The sequence below is a fragment of the Bradyrhizobium barranii subsp. barranii genome (assembly GCF_017565645.3).
GTDB lineage: Bacteria > Pseudomonadota > Alphaproteobacteria > Rhizobiales > Xanthobacteraceae > Bradyrhizobium > Bradyrhizobium barranii.
In genome coordinates, this window is sequence record NZ_CP086136.1 from 9,697,726 (window position 1) to 9,713,774 (window position 16,049).

General features: G+C 63.5%; 19 protein-coding genes. 13 read left to right on the plus strand and 6 right to left on the minus strand.

Annotated elements, in window-relative coordinates:
- Nucleotides 1-13: 13 nt before the first annotated feature.
- The 13 genes from J4G43_RS47150 to J4G43_RS47210 all read left to right on the plus strand — a co-directional run bounded on the left by J4G43_RS47150 (nucleotide 14) and on the right by J4G43_RS47210 (nucleotide 13,185).
- Nucleotides 14-2,500: a CHAP domain-containing protein gene (locus J4G43_RS47150; protein ID WP_208088930.1), complete on the plus strand. Its 2,487-nt coding sequence runs from the start codon at nucleotides 14-16 to the stop codon at nucleotides 2,498-2,500.
- Nucleotides 2,497-3,057: a DNA circularization N-terminal domain-containing protein gene (locus J4G43_RS47155; RefSeq protein WP_208088931.1), complete on the plus strand. Its 561-nt coding sequence runs from the start codon at nucleotides 2,497-2,499 to the stop codon at nucleotides 3,055-3,057. The genes J4G43_RS47150 and J4G43_RS47155 overlap by 4 nt, the downstream gene beginning before the upstream one ends.
- Nucleotides 3,054-3,722: a hypothetical protein gene (locus J4G43_RS47160; RefSeq protein ID WP_208088932.1), complete on the plus strand. Its 669-nt coding sequence runs from the start codon at nucleotides 3,054-3,056 to the stop codon at nucleotides 3,720-3,722. Before J4G43_RS47155 ends, J4G43_RS47160 begins: the two co-directional genes overlap by 4 nt.
- 3 nt (nucleotides 3,723-3,725) lie before the next feature.
- Entirely contained in the window at nucleotides 3,726-4,802 is a 1,077-nt protein-coding gene (locus tag J4G43_RS47165) for a phage baseplate assembly protein (protein ID WP_208088933.1), read from the plus strand.
- Nucleotides 4,803-4,805: 3 nt separating this feature from the next.
- Nucleotides 4,806-5,618: a phage baseplate assembly protein domain-containing protein gene (locus tag J4G43_RS47170; RefSeq protein ID WP_208088934.1), complete on the plus strand. Its 813-nt coding sequence runs from the start codon at nucleotides 4,806-4,808 to the stop codon at nucleotides 5,616-5,618.
- A gap of 4 nt (nucleotides 5,619-5,622) precedes the next feature.
- Nucleotides 5,623-6,144 carry a phage GP46 family protein gene (locus J4G43_RS47175; protein WP_208088935.1) on the plus strand — a complete coding sequence of 174 codons (522 nt, stop codon included), beginning with the start codon at nucleotides 5,623-5,625 and terminating at the stop codon, nucleotides 6,142-6,144.
- Nucleotides 6,145-6,420: 276 nt separating this feature from the next.
- Nucleotides 6,421-7,536: a baseplate J/gp47 family protein gene (locus J4G43_RS47180; protein ID WP_208088936.1), complete on the plus strand. Its 1,116-nt coding sequence runs from the start codon at nucleotides 6,421-6,423 to the stop codon at nucleotides 7,534-7,536.
- Nucleotides 7,533-8,294: a YmfQ family protein gene (locus tag J4G43_RS47185; RefSeq protein WP_208088937.1), complete on the plus strand. Its 762-nt coding sequence runs from the start codon at nucleotides 7,533-7,535 to the stop codon at nucleotides 8,292-8,294. Before J4G43_RS47180 ends, J4G43_RS47185 begins: the two co-directional genes overlap by 4 nt.
- A gap of 71 nt (nucleotides 8,295-8,365) precedes the next feature.
- Nucleotides 8,366-9,634: a hypothetical protein gene (locus tag J4G43_RS47190; protein ID WP_208088938.1), complete on the plus strand. Its 1,269-nt coding sequence runs from the start codon at nucleotides 8,366-8,368 to the stop codon at nucleotides 9,632-9,634.
- The gene (locus J4G43_RS47195; RefSeq protein ID WP_208088939.1) at nucleotides 9,631-10,200 is read left to right on the plus strand and encodes a DUF4376 domain-containing protein; all 570 of its coding nucleotides are present in this window, start codon (nucleotides 9,631-9,633) and stop codon (nucleotides 10,198-10,200) included. The genes J4G43_RS47190 and J4G43_RS47195 overlap by 4 nt, the downstream gene beginning before the upstream one ends.
- Before the next feature lie 2 nt (nucleotides 10,201-10,202).
- The gene (locus J4G43_RS47200; RefSeq protein WP_208088940.1) at nucleotides 10,203-10,565 is read left to right on the plus strand and encodes a hypothetical protein; all 363 of its coding nucleotides are present in this window, start codon (nucleotides 10,203-10,205) and stop codon (nucleotides 10,563-10,565) included.
- On the plus strand, nucleotides 10,562-12,625 hold the full coding sequence (locus J4G43_RS47205; RefSeq protein WP_208088941.1) for a collagen-like domain-containing protein: 2,064 nt from the start codon (nucleotides 10,562-10,564) through the stop codon (nucleotides 12,623-12,625). The genes J4G43_RS47200 and J4G43_RS47205 overlap by 4 nt, the downstream gene beginning before the upstream one ends.
- Nucleotides 12,625-13,185, plus strand: a complete 561-nt coding sequence (locus J4G43_RS47210; RefSeq protein ID WP_208088942.1) for a hypothetical protein — start codon at nucleotides 12,625-12,627, stop codon at nucleotides 13,183-13,185. Before J4G43_RS47205 ends, J4G43_RS47210 begins: the two co-directional genes overlap by 1 nt.
- A 50-nt stretch (nucleotides 13,186-13,235) precedes the next feature.
- Here J4G43_RS47210 and J4G43_RS47215 read toward each other — a convergent pair whose 3' ends face one another.
- The 6 genes from J4G43_RS47215 to J4G43_RS47240 all read right to left on the minus strand — a co-directional run bounded on the left by J4G43_RS47215 (nucleotide 13,236) and on the right by J4G43_RS47240 (nucleotide 16,020).
- Complete coding sequence (locus J4G43_RS47215) at nucleotides 13,236-13,661, minus strand: hypothetical protein (protein ID WP_208089635.1); 426 nt, start codon at nucleotides 13,659-13,661, stop codon at nucleotides 13,236-13,238.
- Nucleotides 13,648-13,836, minus strand: coding sequence for a hypothetical protein (locus J4G43_RS47220; protein ID WP_208088943.1), 189 nt, complete (start codon nucleotides 13,834-13,836; stop codon nucleotides 13,648-13,650). Before J4G43_RS47220 ends, J4G43_RS47215 begins: the two co-directional genes overlap by 14 nt.
- A complete protein-coding gene (locus tag J4G43_RS47225; protein ID WP_208088944.1) occupies nucleotides 13,833-14,279 on the minus strand; it encodes a hypothetical protein in 447 nt (148 codons plus the stop codon). The genes J4G43_RS47220 and J4G43_RS47225 overlap by 4 nt, the downstream gene beginning before the upstream one ends.
- A complete protein-coding gene (locus tag J4G43_RS47230; RefSeq protein WP_208088945.1) occupies nucleotides 14,276-14,425 on the minus strand; it encodes a hypothetical protein in 150 nt (49 codons plus the stop codon). The genes J4G43_RS47225 and J4G43_RS47230 overlap by 4 nt, the downstream gene beginning before the upstream one ends.
- Before the next feature lie 23 nt (nucleotides 14,426-14,448).
- Nucleotides 14,449-15,390, minus strand: a complete 942-nt coding sequence (locus tag J4G43_RS47235; protein ID WP_208067597.1) for a transposase — start codon at nucleotides 15,388-15,390, stop codon at nucleotides 14,449-14,451.
- A gap of 291 nt (nucleotides 15,391-15,681) precedes the next feature.
- Nucleotides 15,682-16,020, minus strand: coding sequence for a helix-turn-helix domain-containing protein (locus J4G43_RS47240; RefSeq protein ID WP_208088946.1), 339 nt, complete (start codon nucleotides 16,018-16,020; stop codon nucleotides 15,682-15,684).
- Nucleotides 16,021-16,049 lie beyond the last annotated feature (29 nt).

The following is a 16,049-nucleotide window of genomic DNA, read 5'->3' on the forward strand; positions in this document are numbered from 1 at the left end:
AAGACGACGACTGATGCCCAACGAGCAGGAGGAGCTAAAGCTTGTCGTCTCGCTGGTCGACAATGCGTCGGCTGGCCTCGACAAGATCGTCGAGAAAACGAAGGAGATGGGCGGCCCGCAGGTCAAGGAAGCCCACGAGAAGATGCGGCGTGGGACCGAGGAGCTGAACAAGGTCTTCAAGGAGGCCTCCGGCGGCTTCGGGGACGCGTTCAAGGCCCTCGGCACTTTCCGCGGCGGTCTGGTCGCGGGCGCAGGCGGCTTGGCGCTGTTCGGCGTCGAGATGACGCGGCAAATCGGCGAATTGAAAAAGTGGGCCGAGGAGCTGCGCGGCATCAGCCAGGCGGCGCGTCAGATCGGCGTCGATCCAGCGGCGATGAAAAACATCATCAGCCAGTTCGAGGCCGTTGGCGTCAGCGCGGACCAGACGAAAGCCAATCTCGGCAAGATGTCGGAGGCGGTTGCCGACCTCAACCGCCAGGGCAGCGCGCTGCGCCGCGAGCTGCTCCACATGGCGGGACCGACGCCGCAGGCGCAGGCGAGCATGCGCGAATTCCTCGACAAGATCGTCCACGCGAGGTCCGAGGAAGAGCGATATAACGCTGTTGCCGAGGCCCGCAACAACGTCCTGAAGAACGCGCTCGCCAACGGCTACACGCTGCAAGAAGCGACCAACCGTGCGAACGCCTTTACCTCGCACTTTTGGGACAAGACGATGGAGGCGAAGGAACGCCTCAACCAGCTGTCGGCGGAAGATCAGCGCATCCAGAATGAGCGGATCGCCAAGGCGCGCGAGTTCGCCAACCTCACTGGCGAGATCAGTGGCGAATGGTCCGACATCATCGAGGAGCTGAAGGCCCCGTTCCTCGACCCCGCGATCAAGGCGGCGAAGACCTTCCTGGAAATCAGCAAGGAAATCCACGAGTGGCTGAAGAAGAATTACGAACTGGCCAAGCCTGACGAGGCGAAAAAGTCGATCCAGGACACGTTCGGCAAATTCCGGGGGCCGCTCCAGCTCGGCACGCCGCAGGCCGAAGACCAGAAGAAAGCGACCGAAGAGAACACCGACGCCGCGAAGCGCCTGAAAGACTCGTTCGATCTGTTCAGACAAGATGCTGCGCGCGGCGGCTATTCGCCGATGAGCTTCACGGGCGGCGGCAGTGGTCGCAGTCCACTGCTGCAGAATGCCTCGTTCACCACGGGCGGCCCGCAGGGCTTCAGCTACGGCGGCAGCGGCGGCGGTGGCATGGGTCCGTTCGGCGGCGGGCACGGCTTCGGCGGCGGCGGTGGTTCGCCCTATGGCAGCGACACGGGCGGCTCGACAGGCGGCCCGCAGAGCGGCCCCGCAGGCGATCCCAGCGTGCCGTCCGACATCCTGGCCAAGGCGCGCTCGGTCGCGTTGCACGGCGGCCCTGGAGCCGTCGACAGCTTCATGCGCTCGCAGGGCTACCCCAAGGCGGGCAGCTGGTGCGGTGAGTTCGCAGCATCTGTCGTGAAGTCGGTCGGCGGTACGCCCCCGAAAGGCGCGGCCGTTGCATCGAATTGGCGCAACTGGGGCACGCCGGTCGCACCGGGAGACGTGCAGCCTGGCGACATCGCGGTCGCCGACCGAGGCGTGCGCACCGGACAAACCGGAAGCCATGTCACCATCGTTGAAGACATCAACCGGAAAGCGGGGACGTTCACCGGGCTTGGCGGCAACCAGGGACGCGGGTTCGAGTCGCAGTTTGCGCTGAAGGGCTACTCATTCCGTCGCGGCGGCTCGCCGAACGGACAAGTCGCTGGCCCCGGCACAGGCGCGGGAGCTGGCGACACGCCAGCGGCGGCAGACGGCGCGCATGGAGGCGGTGGCAGCAACGAACGCGCCGCGATGATGGCGGAAGTCAACAAGGACCCCGCCAGCAAAGAGCTGCTCTACAGGATGATGAAATCGGAGGGCGGTGGCACTCCGACAGTCGAAGCATTGATGAACCGCGTCCAGATGGTGCGGCAGAAGGTGCCGGGCTATTCGATTGGCCGGGAATTGCGCAGCGGCTTCTACGGCCCAATCAATAAAGGGATCACGCGCCCCGTCAGCGAAAACGAGCGGGCGCAATTCGACAAGAACCTGGCCGAAGCGGTCGGCGGCAGCGACTACATCCAGGGCCGCACCAATCAGGGCATGGCGTCCGATCCAGGCGCGAGGCTGCCGGGTCGCGTTCCGGGCTACAAAGAGGTTTACAATTATTGGGAAGGTCGACGTGGCGGCGTCTATTGGGAAGGTCGACGTGGCGGCGTCGACTTCTCAGTCGCCGACAGCGCGCGGTTTGCGCGCGAACAGCTCGACCGGAAGATGGCCGCTGGCAACAAGGTCGAGGGCTCCGGCAAGATCAGCGTCGATGTGAACGCGCCCAAGGGCACCAAGGTCGGTGCCCAAGGCGGCGGCATCTTCAAGGATGTTGAGATCAATCGTCAGACCCAGATGGAGCCCGCACGTAAGGGACCGGAGACGCTGTCGATATGACCACGATCTTCGAAATCACGCCGAACAAGCCGAGCTGGCGCGATGACTGGGTGCGGGCGACCTACAATAACGCGCCGTTCCATTGCGAGGCCAACACCCGCGAAGGCGGGCGTCGCATCGTCGAGCATCAGTTTCCGAAGAAAGAATATCCCTACGCGGAAGATATGGGCCGTGCAGCGCGCGAGTTCTCGATCCGCGCCTATTGCATCGTCTACTCCCGCGACGACGACGACCTGTACCGCACTGACTATCGCAAGGTGCGCGACCGGCTGATCGATGCGCTGGAGACCGAAGGTCCTGGCATCCTGCAGCTTTCGACGCAGCCGCCGCAAACCGTGGTGGTGACGAAATACCGGATGACGGAAGAGGAGCGCTTCGGCGGCTTCTGCACCTTCGACATCACCTTCGTGGAATACGGCATCGACCCGCTGTTCGATCCCGGCCAAGAGGACACCCAGGCGACGCTGGCGAAGGCATCGCAGAACGTTCGCGACCAGGTGCAGCGCTCGCTTGCGCCGCCGTCGCCCTCCATCGGCACAGCAACGGTTGACGCATGAAGCGCACAGATGCGAACGAGGCCGCTCCGCTCGTTGACCGGATGCTGGCGCTCTTGCTGTCGTTCGTCCCGGCGAAAGGCCATGCAGGCCTCGACGCCAGGACGGCCATCGGCGACACGCGGGTCAATGCGTACAAGCTGCTGATCGAGGACGCGATAGGGCCGCCCCTCGACAACTGCTTCGACCAGGCGCGCCAAGCGGGCATCACCTGGCAACAGCTCGTAACGGTGCGCGGCCATATCGAGCGGGAGAAACCCGTCTCGCTCGGCGCGGTGCTGCTCCAGAACGCGGGCATCCGGCTTTGCCTGGCGACCGAGGGCTACATTCTGGCGGGAATGACGTTCGTCAGCCGCCAGCAGGTCGATGCGATCAAGGCCGCGCTGTTCCAGCCGTTCCAGGACGCCGAGGAGATCGCCGCCGACGATATGGATCAGATGACGTTTCAGTCGCTGATCACGCTGCATGGGGCAATCACCAATCACCTGGTGCAGACCGCGCTGCCGCTACCGCGCATGCTGAAATATCAATTCTTCAAACCGCTGCCGAGCCTAGTCATGGCGTACAAGCTCTACGATGACGCCTCCCGCGCCGAGGAGCTGCGCGACGAGAACAAGGTCGTGCATCCCGCTTTCTGCCCGATGCTCGGCGAAGCACTGTCGGCGTGACCGATGCCGAAACCGCAGGAAGTCGCCGTCCTGGTCGTCAATGGCCGGAAGTTCGAGGACTGGGAATTCGTCATGGTCCGTCGCAACTGGGGCGACTCCTACGCCTATTTCCAGTTCAGCGCGGCAGAGCGCGACCCGGTCTTTAAACAGGGCGGCCCGTTTCCCGATTGGCAGAAGCTGCAGTTCAAGCCGGGTGACCTTTGCAGCGTCTATCTGGCTGGCTTTCTCGCCATCACCGGTTTCATCGAGGTGCGCCAGGTTGCCTATGACGCCTTCAGCCACGGCGTGATGCTCATCGGCAAGAGCTATACCGCGCTGGGTGCCAAATCGAGCGTCGATACCAAGACCGGCAGCTTCGATAACAAAAACATCGTCCAGATCGCGCAGGAGGTCTGGGCCCCCTACGGCGCGGGCGTCAAGGTGGTCGGCCAGGTCGATATGACCCCGTTCGACAAGCTGCAGAACAATACTGGCGAGCCGGTCTGGGATTTCATGGAGCGCATCGCGCGGGACCGCTGCGCTAGGCTGGCCTGCGATGCCTTTGGCAACTTCCTGCTGATCGGCGAGCACAGCTTCGCGCCCGTCGCTGGATTGATCGAGGGCAAGAACATTCTGTCCTGCCAGTGCATCATCGACTCGACGATGGTGTTCGAGACCTACGATGTTCGCGGCAGCTCGCAGGGCAGCGACGATCACAACATGACCGACGCCAGCGAGCAGCAGGCTGTCCAGAACACCAGCCTCGCGAACGTCCTCCATAGCAAGCTGATCACGCCGATTGAGGAGTCGGTGAAGTCGCAGGGCGAGATGAAGCTCCGGGCGGACTTCGAACAGCGCATCCACGACGGCCAGCAAATCCAGGCCACCATCACCGTGCAGGGCTGGCTGCGCGAAGGCGTCGCGCTCTGGAGCGAGGGCGAGCACGTTCACGTCTATTCGCCAATGGCGATGCTCGATGAAGAACTCGCGATCCAGCAGGTCATCTTCACCCAGGACGACAAGCGCGGGAGCATAACCGTGCTCACGTGCGTCAATCCAGAGTTTCTGAACGCGCATCCAACCTACAACGTGGGAAAATAGGCAATGCACCGGGCCACGCCGCTCAACAGCTCCCTGCGGAGCTACTCCGCTGGCGGCGCACGCGGCGTCGTCGATCAGGTCGATGACAGCAAGTTTCTGCAGGAGATGGCTGGAAACTTCATGCACAACGAGACGCGCAAGGGATGCGAGGCTCCCCAGAACTACGGCTTCACGTCGGTGGTTTTCGACGCCGAGAAGGACGCCCAGGGCAAAATCAAGTCCGCCGCCGAGCATTTCACCAGCTTCATGGGCGGCAGCCGCTCGTTCCCCATCGCAATGATGGATGATCGCCGCCACCGGCTCTTTAAGCTGGATAAAGGCGACACCGCGATGTTTCGCGGGCGCGGCGACAAGCAGCAATTCCACCTGACGAAGGACGGAGGCTTCTGGACCGCGCCGCAGGACAAGACCGTGCGCATGCATCTGGTCCAGCAGGACAGCGAGAGCAACTCGACGATGGACCAGGGCGGCGGCTCGTCGGGCGGCGGCTCGGCGGGCGGCCAGGCGGCGACGCGCGATGCGGGCGGCAGTTCGAGCGGTGGCTCTGCCCAGCAAGGTGGCCAGCAGCAGCAGAAGCGCGGCCAGCAATCGCTCTACAAGGACGGCCAGAAGTCGCCGCTGTTTGTCGAGGTCACCAAAGACAAGACGCGAATGGGCGGCAACCAGTGCCATCTCGCGCTGGCCGATGGCAACACGTACCTGCACTGCCACACCGACAAGAAAGTTTATGTCGGCGCGGAGGCTGGCAAAGCATCATTCGATTACCTGGTGACGCTGTCAGGCCCGTGCGTGAACTCGCTCGGCAAAATCGGGTGAACCGATGCCAGCGGGATACAACGTCCCCGACATCCGGCTGGTCCAGAACAACGTCTTTCCGCAGTATTCCGTCACGGTCGACTGGTCGTTGCTGCCGGATGGCACGCTGGACGACACCCAGGCGCTCGCCACCGCGATCATCGTCGCGCTCGGCACCAACGCGCTCGCAGGCCCGAACGATATCCTGCCCGACCCGGACTCCAATGATCGGATGGGCTGGTGGGGCGATATGGATGCCCAGGCCATCTGGGGCGGCTGGGACATCGGCTCCAAGCTGTGGCTGCTGCGCCGCTCCAAGATCACACCGGCCCAGGCGCGCCAGGGTTCGACGCTGGTGATGGTCGAGAACTACATCGCGGCAGCGATCCAGCCGTTCGTCGACCGCAAGATTTGCTCGGGCTTCGATGTGTGGGTCACTCGAGTTGACCCACAGCGGGTCGATGCCCTGCTGCGCATCTATCGCGGGCCCCTTCCCGAAATCGAGCTTCGCTACGCCGTCCTCTGGGACGCAATGCAGAACGCATGAACCGAGAAAAGCGCGGGCGAGATGGCGACGTTTCCGCCGAAGGCATCCCGAAAAGCGCCGCGAGTATGAGACGCAACGGCGACGAACTGAGACGCCACATCGCCTCGCAATTCCTACCCGGAATGTCGTGGGCCAATTACGGTGAATGGCACCTAGACCATATAAAGCCGAGAAGCACGTTTCGCCTGCCTGATGAAGTGTTGGAATGCTTTGCGCTCTCCAACCTGCGCCCGCTCTGGGCAATCGATAACATAAGCCAACGCCAGAGGAAGTAGGATGCCGTGGAGCACGCCGACATTGCGCGCGGTGCGCGAGCTCGTGCGCGATGCGGTCAACGCTTCTTTGCCTGGAGCGGATGCCAACGTCCCGAACAGCGTGCTGCGGGTCCTTTCGGATAACCAGGGCGCGCTCTGCCATCTGACGCTGCAATATGTCGATTGGCTGTCGCTGCAGCTCTTGCCCGACACGGCCGAGACCGAGTGGCTCGATAGGCACGGGCAAATCTGGCTGGTCAACGCGGACGGCTCGACCGGCCGCAAGATGGCCACGCTTTCGACTGGCACGGCGCAATTCCAGGGCATCGTCGATGGCACGGTGATCCCGACCGGGACGCAGCTGCCGAGCGCGGTTGGCCTGCCGCTCGATTACAGCTCGCCGAACACCGTGGTGACCTTCGAGACGCTGGAGGACATCACGACCTCGGCCGGTGCGCCAGTGACCGGCAACATCCGCGCGGTCGATGCAGGATCATTCGGCAATCTGCCGGACGGCTCGGCGCTGACGATCACGCCCACGATCCCTGGCGTCAGCTCGGTAGCGTACGGCCACGGCATCACGGGCGGCACCGACACCGAGACCGACGACGAGCTGCGGGCCCGCATCCTGCAGCGCATCCGCAACCCGCCGATGGGTGGCGCGCAAGCCGACTATGTTTCGTGGGCCTTGGCGGTCCCTGGCGTTACGCGGGCCTGGGCCAATGTCGAGCAAGGCATTGGCACCATGACCGTCCGCTTCATGATGGACGACCTGCGTGCCGATAACGATGGTTTCCCGCTGCCGCTCGACGTTGCGGCAGTCGGTGCCTATATCGACAAGATGAGGCCCGTCACGGTGAAGGACTGCTTCGTCGCCGCGCCGATCAAGAACTTCCTCGACCTGACGATAGCCGACCTCAACCCGAACACCACCGAGTGCCAGGCCGAGATCGAGGCGCAGCTCAAGGACATGCTGTTCCGGATGGCCGCGCCTGGTCAGACGATCTATTCGGCCTGGATCAGCGCCGCGATCATGCAGGCCCCGAGCGTGATCTCGTTCGATCTCGTCACCAATAACGACTTTGTCATGCCCAACATCGGCAGCATGGCTGTCTTGGGAACGGTGCTGTACGAATGAGTGACCGGCACATCCGCAGGGCGGGCAGCGACTATCGCGACGCCTTCCTGGAGCTGCTGCCGCAGGGCCAGGCGTGGCCGAAGCATTCCATCGACAGCACGCTGTGGCAGGCCTGCGATGGCCTGAACAACTATTGGGGCTACGTCGACGGACGCGCCGCCGATCTGCTGGAGACCGAGAGCGATCCGCGCAAGACGGTCGAGCTGCTGCCCGACTGGGAGCGCAACTGGGGTCTGCCCGATCCCTGCTATACCGCCCCGCAGACCATCGCCCAGCGCCAAGCTGCCCTGGTCGCGCGCATGACGCTGTACGGCTCGCAATCGCGCGAGTTCTACATCAACTTCGCTGCCTTCCTCGGGTACACCATCACCATCACCGAATATCGGCCGTTCATGGTCGGCATCGATTGCTGCGGTGATGGTCGCGTCTATGGCGATGGCACCTTCATGCAGGATGCCTGGGGCCGCCCGATCATGGACCCGAACGGCGAGCCCGTCGCGAACGGCGAATTGAGCGAGTGGCCGAACTACGGCCTTGGGCCTCCAGAGAACCGCTATTACTGGACCGTGCACGTCCATCAAGCGGACCTGCAGTGGTTTCGCTGCGCATCGGGACAGTGCGGCGTTGATCCGCATCTGCGCATCGGACACGCGCAAGACCTCGAATGCATCCTCGCGCGCTGGAAGCCCGCGCATACCCAGATTGTCTACGACTATTCCGGCCTGACGCCAGGCGACCCGATGGCGGGCACGCCGTAGCAGCGGCTCAACCACCTTTCAATCTCAGCCAGCGCAGCAACCTCGCGGATGCTGCGAACGAGGACGCGCGCATGAAATACAATCAGCCCTACGGTGTGAGCGACACCAACGCGCCCTACATCAATGGCGATCCATCCACGGGGCAGATGGGCTCGATCCCGCCCGCTGCATCCATCGAGTATCCCCAGCGCGAGATCGTCAACTTCATCAGCGACAACGGGCTGGCGACGCCGGACAACGGCGATCTGCATCAGCTATCGAAGGGCATCCAGTCGGGGTTGACGCAATTCGGAGTCGACGGCGGCGTCGTCAACCAGATGTCGCTGAACCCGACGCCCGCCCTCACGGCCTACTACAGAGGCCTGCGCGTCTACATCTTAGCGGCAACGTCGAACACTGGCGCGACCGTGCTGTCGATCAATGGCCTGACCTTCAAGCCGGTCAAGCGGCGCGACGGCACCGACCTGAAGGCCAACGACGTCACAGCGGGTTCGATCCAGCTTTACGTTTACGACGGCACCAATTTCCAGCTGTCCGGTGCTGGTATGTCAGGCGGCGCCGGCCTGCTCACCCAGAACCTCGATATTTATGTCAACTACGCCATCGGCAACGATGCCAATGACGGCACCGCCAACGATGCGTCGCACGCGCTCAAGAACATCCAGCGGGCGATTAGCCTCGCCTATATCTATCCGCCGTCGCAGTACACCATCACGATCCACCTCGCAGACAGCGCGAGCTACACCGGTTTCTCCACGCCATACTGGTCGGGGCCGAACATCAAAGTGACGGGCAACGTCGCCAACCCGCAGAACGTGGTCGTCACCGGGCAGAACACCCACGCATGCATCGTCTCGGGCGTCAACACGCTGACTTGCGAGGGCATCACGGTCGCGACGACGAACAATGCCGCTGGTCCCGGCGGCGGCTTTATCGCCACGAACGGCGCGACGCTCTTCACCAACAACACTCGCAGCGGTTACTGCACGGGCGCGGTGTTCGAAGCCTATCAGGCCAACGTCAACATCGGCGTCCACACCTTCACCGGCAACTGCGGCGAGATGTACTGGTCGTTCCTCAACGGCCTGATCTCTTGGAACGATGGCACCACGCAGACCATCGCGAACCCGATCACGGTCGGCAGCGCTTGCGCCTATGCCACGCAGGGCGGCGCGATCAGCGTGCCGCCGAGCCGGTTCACCATCAACAATCCCGGCAACGTCACTGGAGCGAAGTATTACGCTGGAATGAACGGCACCATCGGCACGTCGGGCGGCGGCGTGAACTTCTTCCCCGGCACCGTTGCCGGAACGACGCAGACCGGAGGGCAGTACGTATGAGGCAGTTCGACATCAGGGACTGGTATTGGTTCATCGGCACGGACCAAAGCAATGTGTGGTCGAGCTTGAAAGCGGCGAGCGTGCCGATCAGCGATGAAGGCTACCAGGCATTTGTCGCGGGCGGCAACAACGCCGCGCCCATCGAGTTCGCCGACCTGCGTTCGATGTTCGCTGAGCATTATCCTGGCGGGATGCTGGACACCTACACCGCGTCGAAGCGCTGGCTAAAGGAGCAAGCCGGGATCACGCTGGAGTCGGACATGCCGATCAAGACCGATGACCGGGCGCAGGCCAAGATTTCGGGCGCGTATTTCGCAGCTCAGGCGAGCAGCGCGGTGATTACGCCTTGGCATGCTGCCGATGGTGCTGTGTATCAGCTCAGCGCCACGGACATCGAGCAGATGAACGTCGAGCTGCTCACCCACATCAATGCCTGCTTCTCGGTCTCGGCAGACGTGCTCAGCGGGATCGAGGCGGGCACCATCACGACCCGCGAGCAGATCGATGCGGCATTTTCCGCGCCGATGACGCAGGCCCAAAAGGACTGGCTGAAGAAGGCGGGCTAACGATGGCCATCGTCGACATCACCTGCGAGAACGATGCCGACTTCATTCGCGGCTTCGTCTATCAGACGACCGACACGCCGCCCGTGCCGGTGGACCTGACCGGCAACACGATGCGAATGGGCATCCGCCACCGCGCCGCCGACGCGACGGAGGAGATGCTGCTGACCACCGAGAACGGCGGGATTGCAATCACCGATGCGCCGAATGGCAAGTTCACCGTGTGGATCACGCAGGCGCAACTGCTCGATCTCACGGTCGGGGACTACGAACATTCGCTGATCCGCATCACGGGCGGCCTGCACTTGCGCGTGTGGTCGGGCACGCTGGTGAACAATCCAGGCGCGAGCCGGGGCACGAACACATGAGCTACGATGTCGTCGTCTCCACCGACTCCGATGTCATCATCCAGACCGAACCGGGTGCCGATGTCACGGTCGCCGCCGATTTCGAGGTGGTGGAGATTGATATTCCCGAACAGGGTCCGCCAGGCCCGCCTGGGCCGCGCGGCAACTCGGTGCTCTACGGGGTCGGGCCACCGCCAGCTGGCATCGGGATCAACGGCGACTTCTACATCGACACCGCGACGCATTTCATCTACGGGCCGAAGAGCGGCGGCGTGTGGCCAGCGGGGGTCTCACTGACCGGGCCGCAAGGCCCGCGCGGCAACTCGGTGCTGTATGGCTCGACCGACCCGACCGGCGCAAATGGCGTAGACGGTGACTTCTGGATCAACACCACCACTCATTTCATCTTCGGCCCGAAGGCTTCCGGCGCGTGGCCAGCTGGTACGTCGCTGATCGGGCCCCAGGGGCCGCAAGGTGCGCAAGGTGTGCGTGGCAGTCTCTGGTACGAGGGCGCTGGCGCACCCGGCACCATCAGCGGCGCGCTCGCGGAGGACAATTACCTCAACACCACGAATGGCGATGTCTACACCTACAGCGGCACTTCGTGGGGCTCGCCGGTTGGCAACATCAGGGGGCCGCAGGGCGTCCCAGGCCCGCAGGGTAATCAGGGCGTCCCCGGTGCCACGGGTCAGCGCGGAAGCTTGTGGTACGAGGGCGCTGGCGCACCTGGCACGATCAGCGGGGCGCTCGCGAACGACAACTATCTGAACGTCACGACCGGTGACGTGTACAACTATTCTGGCAGCGCGTGGGGTTCGCCGGTCGGAAACATTCGCGGCCCTCAAGGTCCGCAAGGTCCAGTAGGCCAGGTGCCGGAAGCCCCGACTGACGGCGGCTACTATGCGCGGCGCAACAGCGCGTGGGTCGCTGCCGTCGATGTCGGCGCGGTGCGCTTCGATGCCGCGCAGGCCCTGACCGACGCGCAGGCTGAGCAGGCTCGCAAGAACGTCTATGCCGCGCCGTTCGACGCGCTCGCCTACAACGGCATGCAGATCAACGGCGCGTGCGAGGTGTCGCAGGAGCGTCCCCTCGGACAGGCGACCACAACCGGGTACTTCTGCGACGGCTGGGCGACCGTGCGCGCTGGCACCAGCGCAGGCTATGGCTTCCTCGGCGGCGGCGCAGCCCCATTGTTCTCGTGGGCCTCGTCGTACCAGACGACCGCGCAAGCCGTGATGGGCGCTGGCGACTACGTCGTGCTCTATCAGCCAATCGAAGGCTGGCGCGTGGCGCGGCTCGGATGGGGCGCCGCTGCCGCGCAGCCGATGACAATCGGCTTCTGGTCATGCCATGCGCGACCTGGTCTCTACAGCGTTGCAATCAAGAACGGTGGCGCAACCCGGAGCTATGCCGCGACGTACAATCATGCTGCCGCGAACGTGGCGCAGTGGAACGTCATCACCATTCCGGGCGACACGACCGGCACTTGGGCGAAAGACAACACGTCAGGCGTAATCGTCGTCTTCACGCTCGCATGCGGCTCGACCTACACCGCACCAGCCGCGAATACTTGGTATGGCGGCAACTACAATGCCGTGCCGGGTCAGGTCAACGGCGTGCAGGCGACCAGCGAAAGTTTCCGCATCGGCAACTTTATCGTGCTTCCGGGCGTCGAAGCACCGCCAGCGAGCCGCTCCCAATACATCATGCGGCCCTTCGATCAGGAGCTGACAACGTGTCAGCGATACCTGCGGCGAACCTACGACTACGGCGTGGCTGCCGGAGCGGTGACGAACACCGGCATGATGAACTTCTACGTGGACAATCTCCCCTCCGCCTCTGGTCGGGCGATGTATTTCCCGATTGTTCTTTACCCGCCGATGCGCGTTGCCCCAACAGTTCAGACTTATTCTCCGGGCACGGGCGCAGCCGGAAAGGCAAGATCGGGAAACAGCGGTGGCGACATGAGCTGCGCCGCAAACTATGGCAGCTCCACAGGCTTCAGCTTGAGCATCAATGATCCGAACACCGCCGCCGCAGTGAACGCGCAGTTTCATTGGGAAGCGAACGCGAGGCTGTGATGGCGGAATATCAACTGACGACACCCGACACGAACGGCCCCGTGCTCCGCATCGCTGACAGTGCCTTCATCCCTGCCGATCCCGCCAACCGCGATTGGATCGAGTATCAGGACTGGCTCGCAGCAGGCGGCGTGCCCGATCCATACGTGCCGCCGCCTGTGCCTGAGCCCCCGCCGCCGACGATGGTTGCATGGTCGGATCAGTACGAGGCCGTCAGCGGTGCCGTGAGCGGCATCTCCAGTCGCGGGCAATTGGGCTGGGACGATGCCGACCACGCCGCCGCGACTACGGTCTACATGGCGAAGAAAAACGCTGCCGATAGCGACATCGGCACCGCCTTTGCCGTGGCGCTGCAACCAGGTCGCGTGCTGCGCATCGAGGCACGCAACGACTCAACGAGCTTCGTCAGCCACAACATCGTCGCGACCGAGAAGCGCGGCAGCGACTTCGCCATCACGGTCACGCCTCGCGACAACAGCGCGCGGGCTGCACCAGTCACGCAGACCGTGAGCATCGCCGTGTTCGACGTGCCACCGGGCGCGACGAAAAGCATCGTGTAGCAAAGGAATCGAATCCTCCCGGCCTGGGCCCCGCTTCGGCGGGGCCTTTTTTATTTGACCACCCGCAGATGCCCACGGCGAACCTGATCGACCGCCTCGGCGTGCATCGCCTCGGCCTCGTCCCAGGTTGAGCAACGGTTCTGGAAGTGATCGAGCGAGCCGCCGAAGATCATCGTCTCGAACAGCAGGGGCGGCCCGTTGCCGAAGTGCCGATGATCGATCCCAAGAAAGACGGTGCTGATGCGGACGGTCCCGACGAACGTTTCGGCGACGCGCCAGGGATCGAGCTCCGTCAGCTTGATGGTCGCGTGTCGCGAAGCCGACGCGTTTGCCCAGTCGTTGAGCGGCACCAATGCCGTCTCACGGTTGACCAGCACATAGCAGCGGAAGACGCTCTTGATTACAGGCGACTCCTCGCCCTCGATACGGACGAAGGTCGGGAAGCGGATGATGTTGTCGTCGTCATCCGGGTTCATTCGGCGCCTCGCAGCTTTTGGTGGCCGCCTTGCACAGCATGGCGAGGATATCGGCAGCCTTGCGCCTGGCGATCTTCTGCCGCTTAATCATGTTCTGGTGGGTCTGAAAGCGGGTGAAGGCGTTCACATCGATGATGCGCGCGGCCTGCTCAATGATCTGGTCCTTGCTGGTCATGACGGCTCCAGCTCGACGAAATTGATGGCGACGCGACCGGGCTCGTAGTGCTCGACCCACACGCGATAGGGGCGGCTCGGAGGATACCCGGAGAAGCCGAACGCCTCCAGCACCATCCGGACGGCGTGCTCGTTCGGGGCCTTGCCGGGATTGGCCGACGAGATCGAAATGTGCCGGAACAGACCGGACGGCTGCTCCTCGAACGAGATCGCGGCAACGTAGGACCCGAGCTTCACGGGATAGGTCGGATATTCCCTGCGGAGCGCGTCGATGCGGCCGGAGTCCGGCCGCTCGTCCAGCGTCAGCGTGTTGCTGGGATTGTCCCTGTCGTCGACAATCAGCTGCCGCATCTTTTCCCAGGGCATCGGCTTGGCCAGAGCCGACCGGATCGCTTCAGCGATGGCGGCCCTCTCGTTGTCGCCGATGATAAGCACGCCACTCATTGCATCGACCCTCCATCGGGGCTGATCTCCATGATGTCTTCGCGGTGGGACAGCTTGACCAGCTTAATAGCCTTGCCGCTCGCCTGCGCGATCCCGCGCGCCCAGGGCAGCAACAGCTTGAGTCGCACCTCGTCGGCAGCGATCAATGGGACCAACGTTCCGGCAACTGTTATGTCGGCTTGACGTTCAGGTAGGGCTTCCTGTCGCGCATCATGGCGTTGAGGACCGTCAGCAGCTTCCTGGCGACGGCAATGAGGGCGAGTTTGGCTGGTTTGCCGGCCTGTCGCAATCGTACGTAAAAGACCTTGAACGGATCGGCCCGGCGGACCGCGTTGAGAGCAGCCATGTAAAGGGCATCACGGACGCGCTTTCGGCCCCCGGCGATCTTACGTTTGCCACGGTAAGCCCCGCTGTCGACGTTGAAGGGAGCCAGGCCGGCTAGCGCTGCCACCTGCTTCGGTCCCACTTTTCCGAGTTCCGGCATCTGCGCGATCAGTTGCATGCAGGTTACGGGACCCACGCCAGGAAGTGAACGTATCAACTGCGCATCGCCCGAGATCTCCGGCTCGGTCTTGATCAGCGTGCTGATGTCGGCCTCGATCTCGGCGATCTCGCCGTCGAGGACCTCGATGAGACGGCCGATACGATCGGCCATGGCACGGTCGTCGGCCTCGCTGCGCCGGTTCTTCTCCTGCGCACGCATGAGGACCAGCTGATCCCGCCGTTTTGCGAGCCTCGCCAAGGCATTGCGGGCGGGATTGGCAATTTGCTCGGTGGCTGGCTTCAGGGCCCGCGCAAAGGCCGCCAGCATCCTCGCATCGATCGGGTCGGTCTTGGCGAGCTGGCCGCTGGCGCGCGCAAAGTCGCGAGCCCGGGCCGGGTTGATCCGCGCGAAGCGGATACCGGCCTGACCCAGCGCCTCGCGAAGTTCGAGATCATAGACACCCGTTGCCTCGAAGACGACCAGCACGTCGCATCGCCAACGCGCCACGATCTGTGTGATGGCCTGCGGCGCGTTGGCGATGCGCTCCGGCACACCCAAGCCCTCATCGAAGATATCGAGATGTTGTTTGGAGACGTCGATTCCGACGTAACGAAGGGGTATGATCACGGTGCCTGTCCCTGTGATGCGAGGTCTGTTGCCGCAGCCTCGTGCAACTGTTCAGGTTGATAGATGGAACGGGCGGGAGACCGGGCCGGATCACGGCGTCAAGCGCCAAGGACCCAACGGCTTCCCGCCCACTCCATCATGACAGGCTTCCAAGACACAGGGCCCCATCAGGGGCCCGGCGCAGAGGCCTTCGCCGCCTTCGTCCGTAGAGATGAAGGCCCACACTGCATCGATGCGCCTTTCGTTTGGCGGGGAATGCACTTCGGGATCGTCAGACATTGAACCCTCCTCCTAGCGCCCTTCGGCCGCCAGCGAGCGCGTCAAGGAGATGATGCTGCGCCGCACCTGTTGGCTTTCCAACCTCGACCAGGCCTCGATCAGATCGATGCCGTCCTTGCTCGACACAAACTCACTAACCAAACTGTTCTTCAGCTCGTCCCCTGACAGGTCCCCGCCCATCAGCGCCGCCATCGTGGTCTTGAGGAACGCGGCGATCTCGACGAGCCGTGCCGCTGCGACACGGTTCGCGCCCCTCTCGTATTTCTGGATTTGTTGAAAGGTGATGCCCAACGCGGCTCCCAGCTCGGACTGGCTGATGTGCAGCTCCAGCCTCCGCGAGCGGATGCGCATGCCGGTTTCCCGATCCTGATCGTTCACCG

Excerpts from the sequence above, each read along its gene's own strand:
- J4G43_RS47210 (WP_208088942.1), top strand. The coding sequence starts at position 12,625 with ATGGCGGAATATCAACTGACGACACCCGACACGAACGGCCCCGTGCTC.
- J4G43_RS47190 (WP_208088938.1), top strand. The coding sequence starts at position 8,366 with ATGAAATACAATCAGCCCTACGGTGTGAGCGACACCAACGCGCCCTAC.
- J4G43_RS47220 (WP_208088943.1), bottom strand. The coding sequence starts at position 13,836 with ATGACCAGCAAGGACCAGATCATTGAGCAGGCCGCGCGCATCATCGAT.
- J4G43_RS47195 (WP_208088939.1), top strand. The coding sequence starts at position 9,631 with ATGAGGCAGTTCGACATCAGGGACTGGTATTGGTTCATCGGCACGGAC.
- J4G43_RS47185 (WP_208088937.1), top strand. The coding sequence starts at position 7,533 with ATGAGTGACCGGCACATCCGCAGGGCGGGCAGCGACTATCGCGACGCC.
- J4G43_RS47240 (WP_208088946.1), bottom strand. The coding sequence starts at position 16,020 with ATGCGCATCCGCTCGCGGAGGCTGGAGCTGCACATCAGCCAGTCCGAG.
- J4G43_RS47160 (WP_208088932.1), top strand. The coding sequence starts at position 3,054 with ATGAAGCGCACAGATGCGAACGAGGCCGCTCCGCTCGTTGACCGGATG.
- J4G43_RS47205 (WP_208088941.1), top strand. The coding sequence starts at position 10,562 with ATGAGCTACGATGTCGTCGTCTCCACCGACTCCGATGTCATCATCCAG.
- J4G43_RS47155 (WP_208088931.1), top strand. The coding sequence starts at position 2,497 with ATGACCACGATCTTCGAAATCACGCCGAACAAGCCGAGCTGGCGCGAT.
- J4G43_RS47175 (WP_208088935.1), top strand. The coding sequence starts at position 5,623 with ATGCCAGCGGGATACAACGTCCCCGACATCCGGCTGGTCCAGAACAAC.
- J4G43_RS47200 (WP_208088940.1), top strand. The coding sequence starts at position 10,203 with ATGGCCATCGTCGACATCACCTGCGAGAACGATGCCGACTTCATTCGC.
- J4G43_RS47180 (WP_208088936.1), top strand. The coding sequence starts at position 6,421 with ATGCCGTGGAGCACGCCGACATTGCGCGCGGTGCGCGAGCTCGTGCGC.
- J4G43_RS47165 (WP_208088933.1), top strand. The coding sequence starts at position 3,726 with ATGCCGAAACCGCAGGAAGTCGCCGTCCTGGTCGTCAATGGCCGGAAG.
- J4G43_RS47215 (WP_208089635.1), bottom strand. The coding sequence starts at position 13,661 with ATGAACCCGGATGACGACGACAACATCATCCGCTTCCCGACCTTCGTC.
- J4G43_RS47225 (WP_208088944.1), bottom strand. The coding sequence starts at position 14,279 with ATGAGTGGCGTGCTTATCATCGGCGACAACGAGAGGGCCGCCATCGCT.
- J4G43_RS47170 (WP_208088934.1), top strand. The coding sequence starts at position 4,806 with ATGCACCGGGCCACGCCGCTCAACAGCTCCCTGCGGAGCTACTCCGCT.
- J4G43_RS47150 (WP_208088930.1), top strand. The coding sequence starts at position 14 with ATGCCCAACGAGCAGGAGGAGCTAAAGCTTGTCGTCTCGCTGGTCGAC.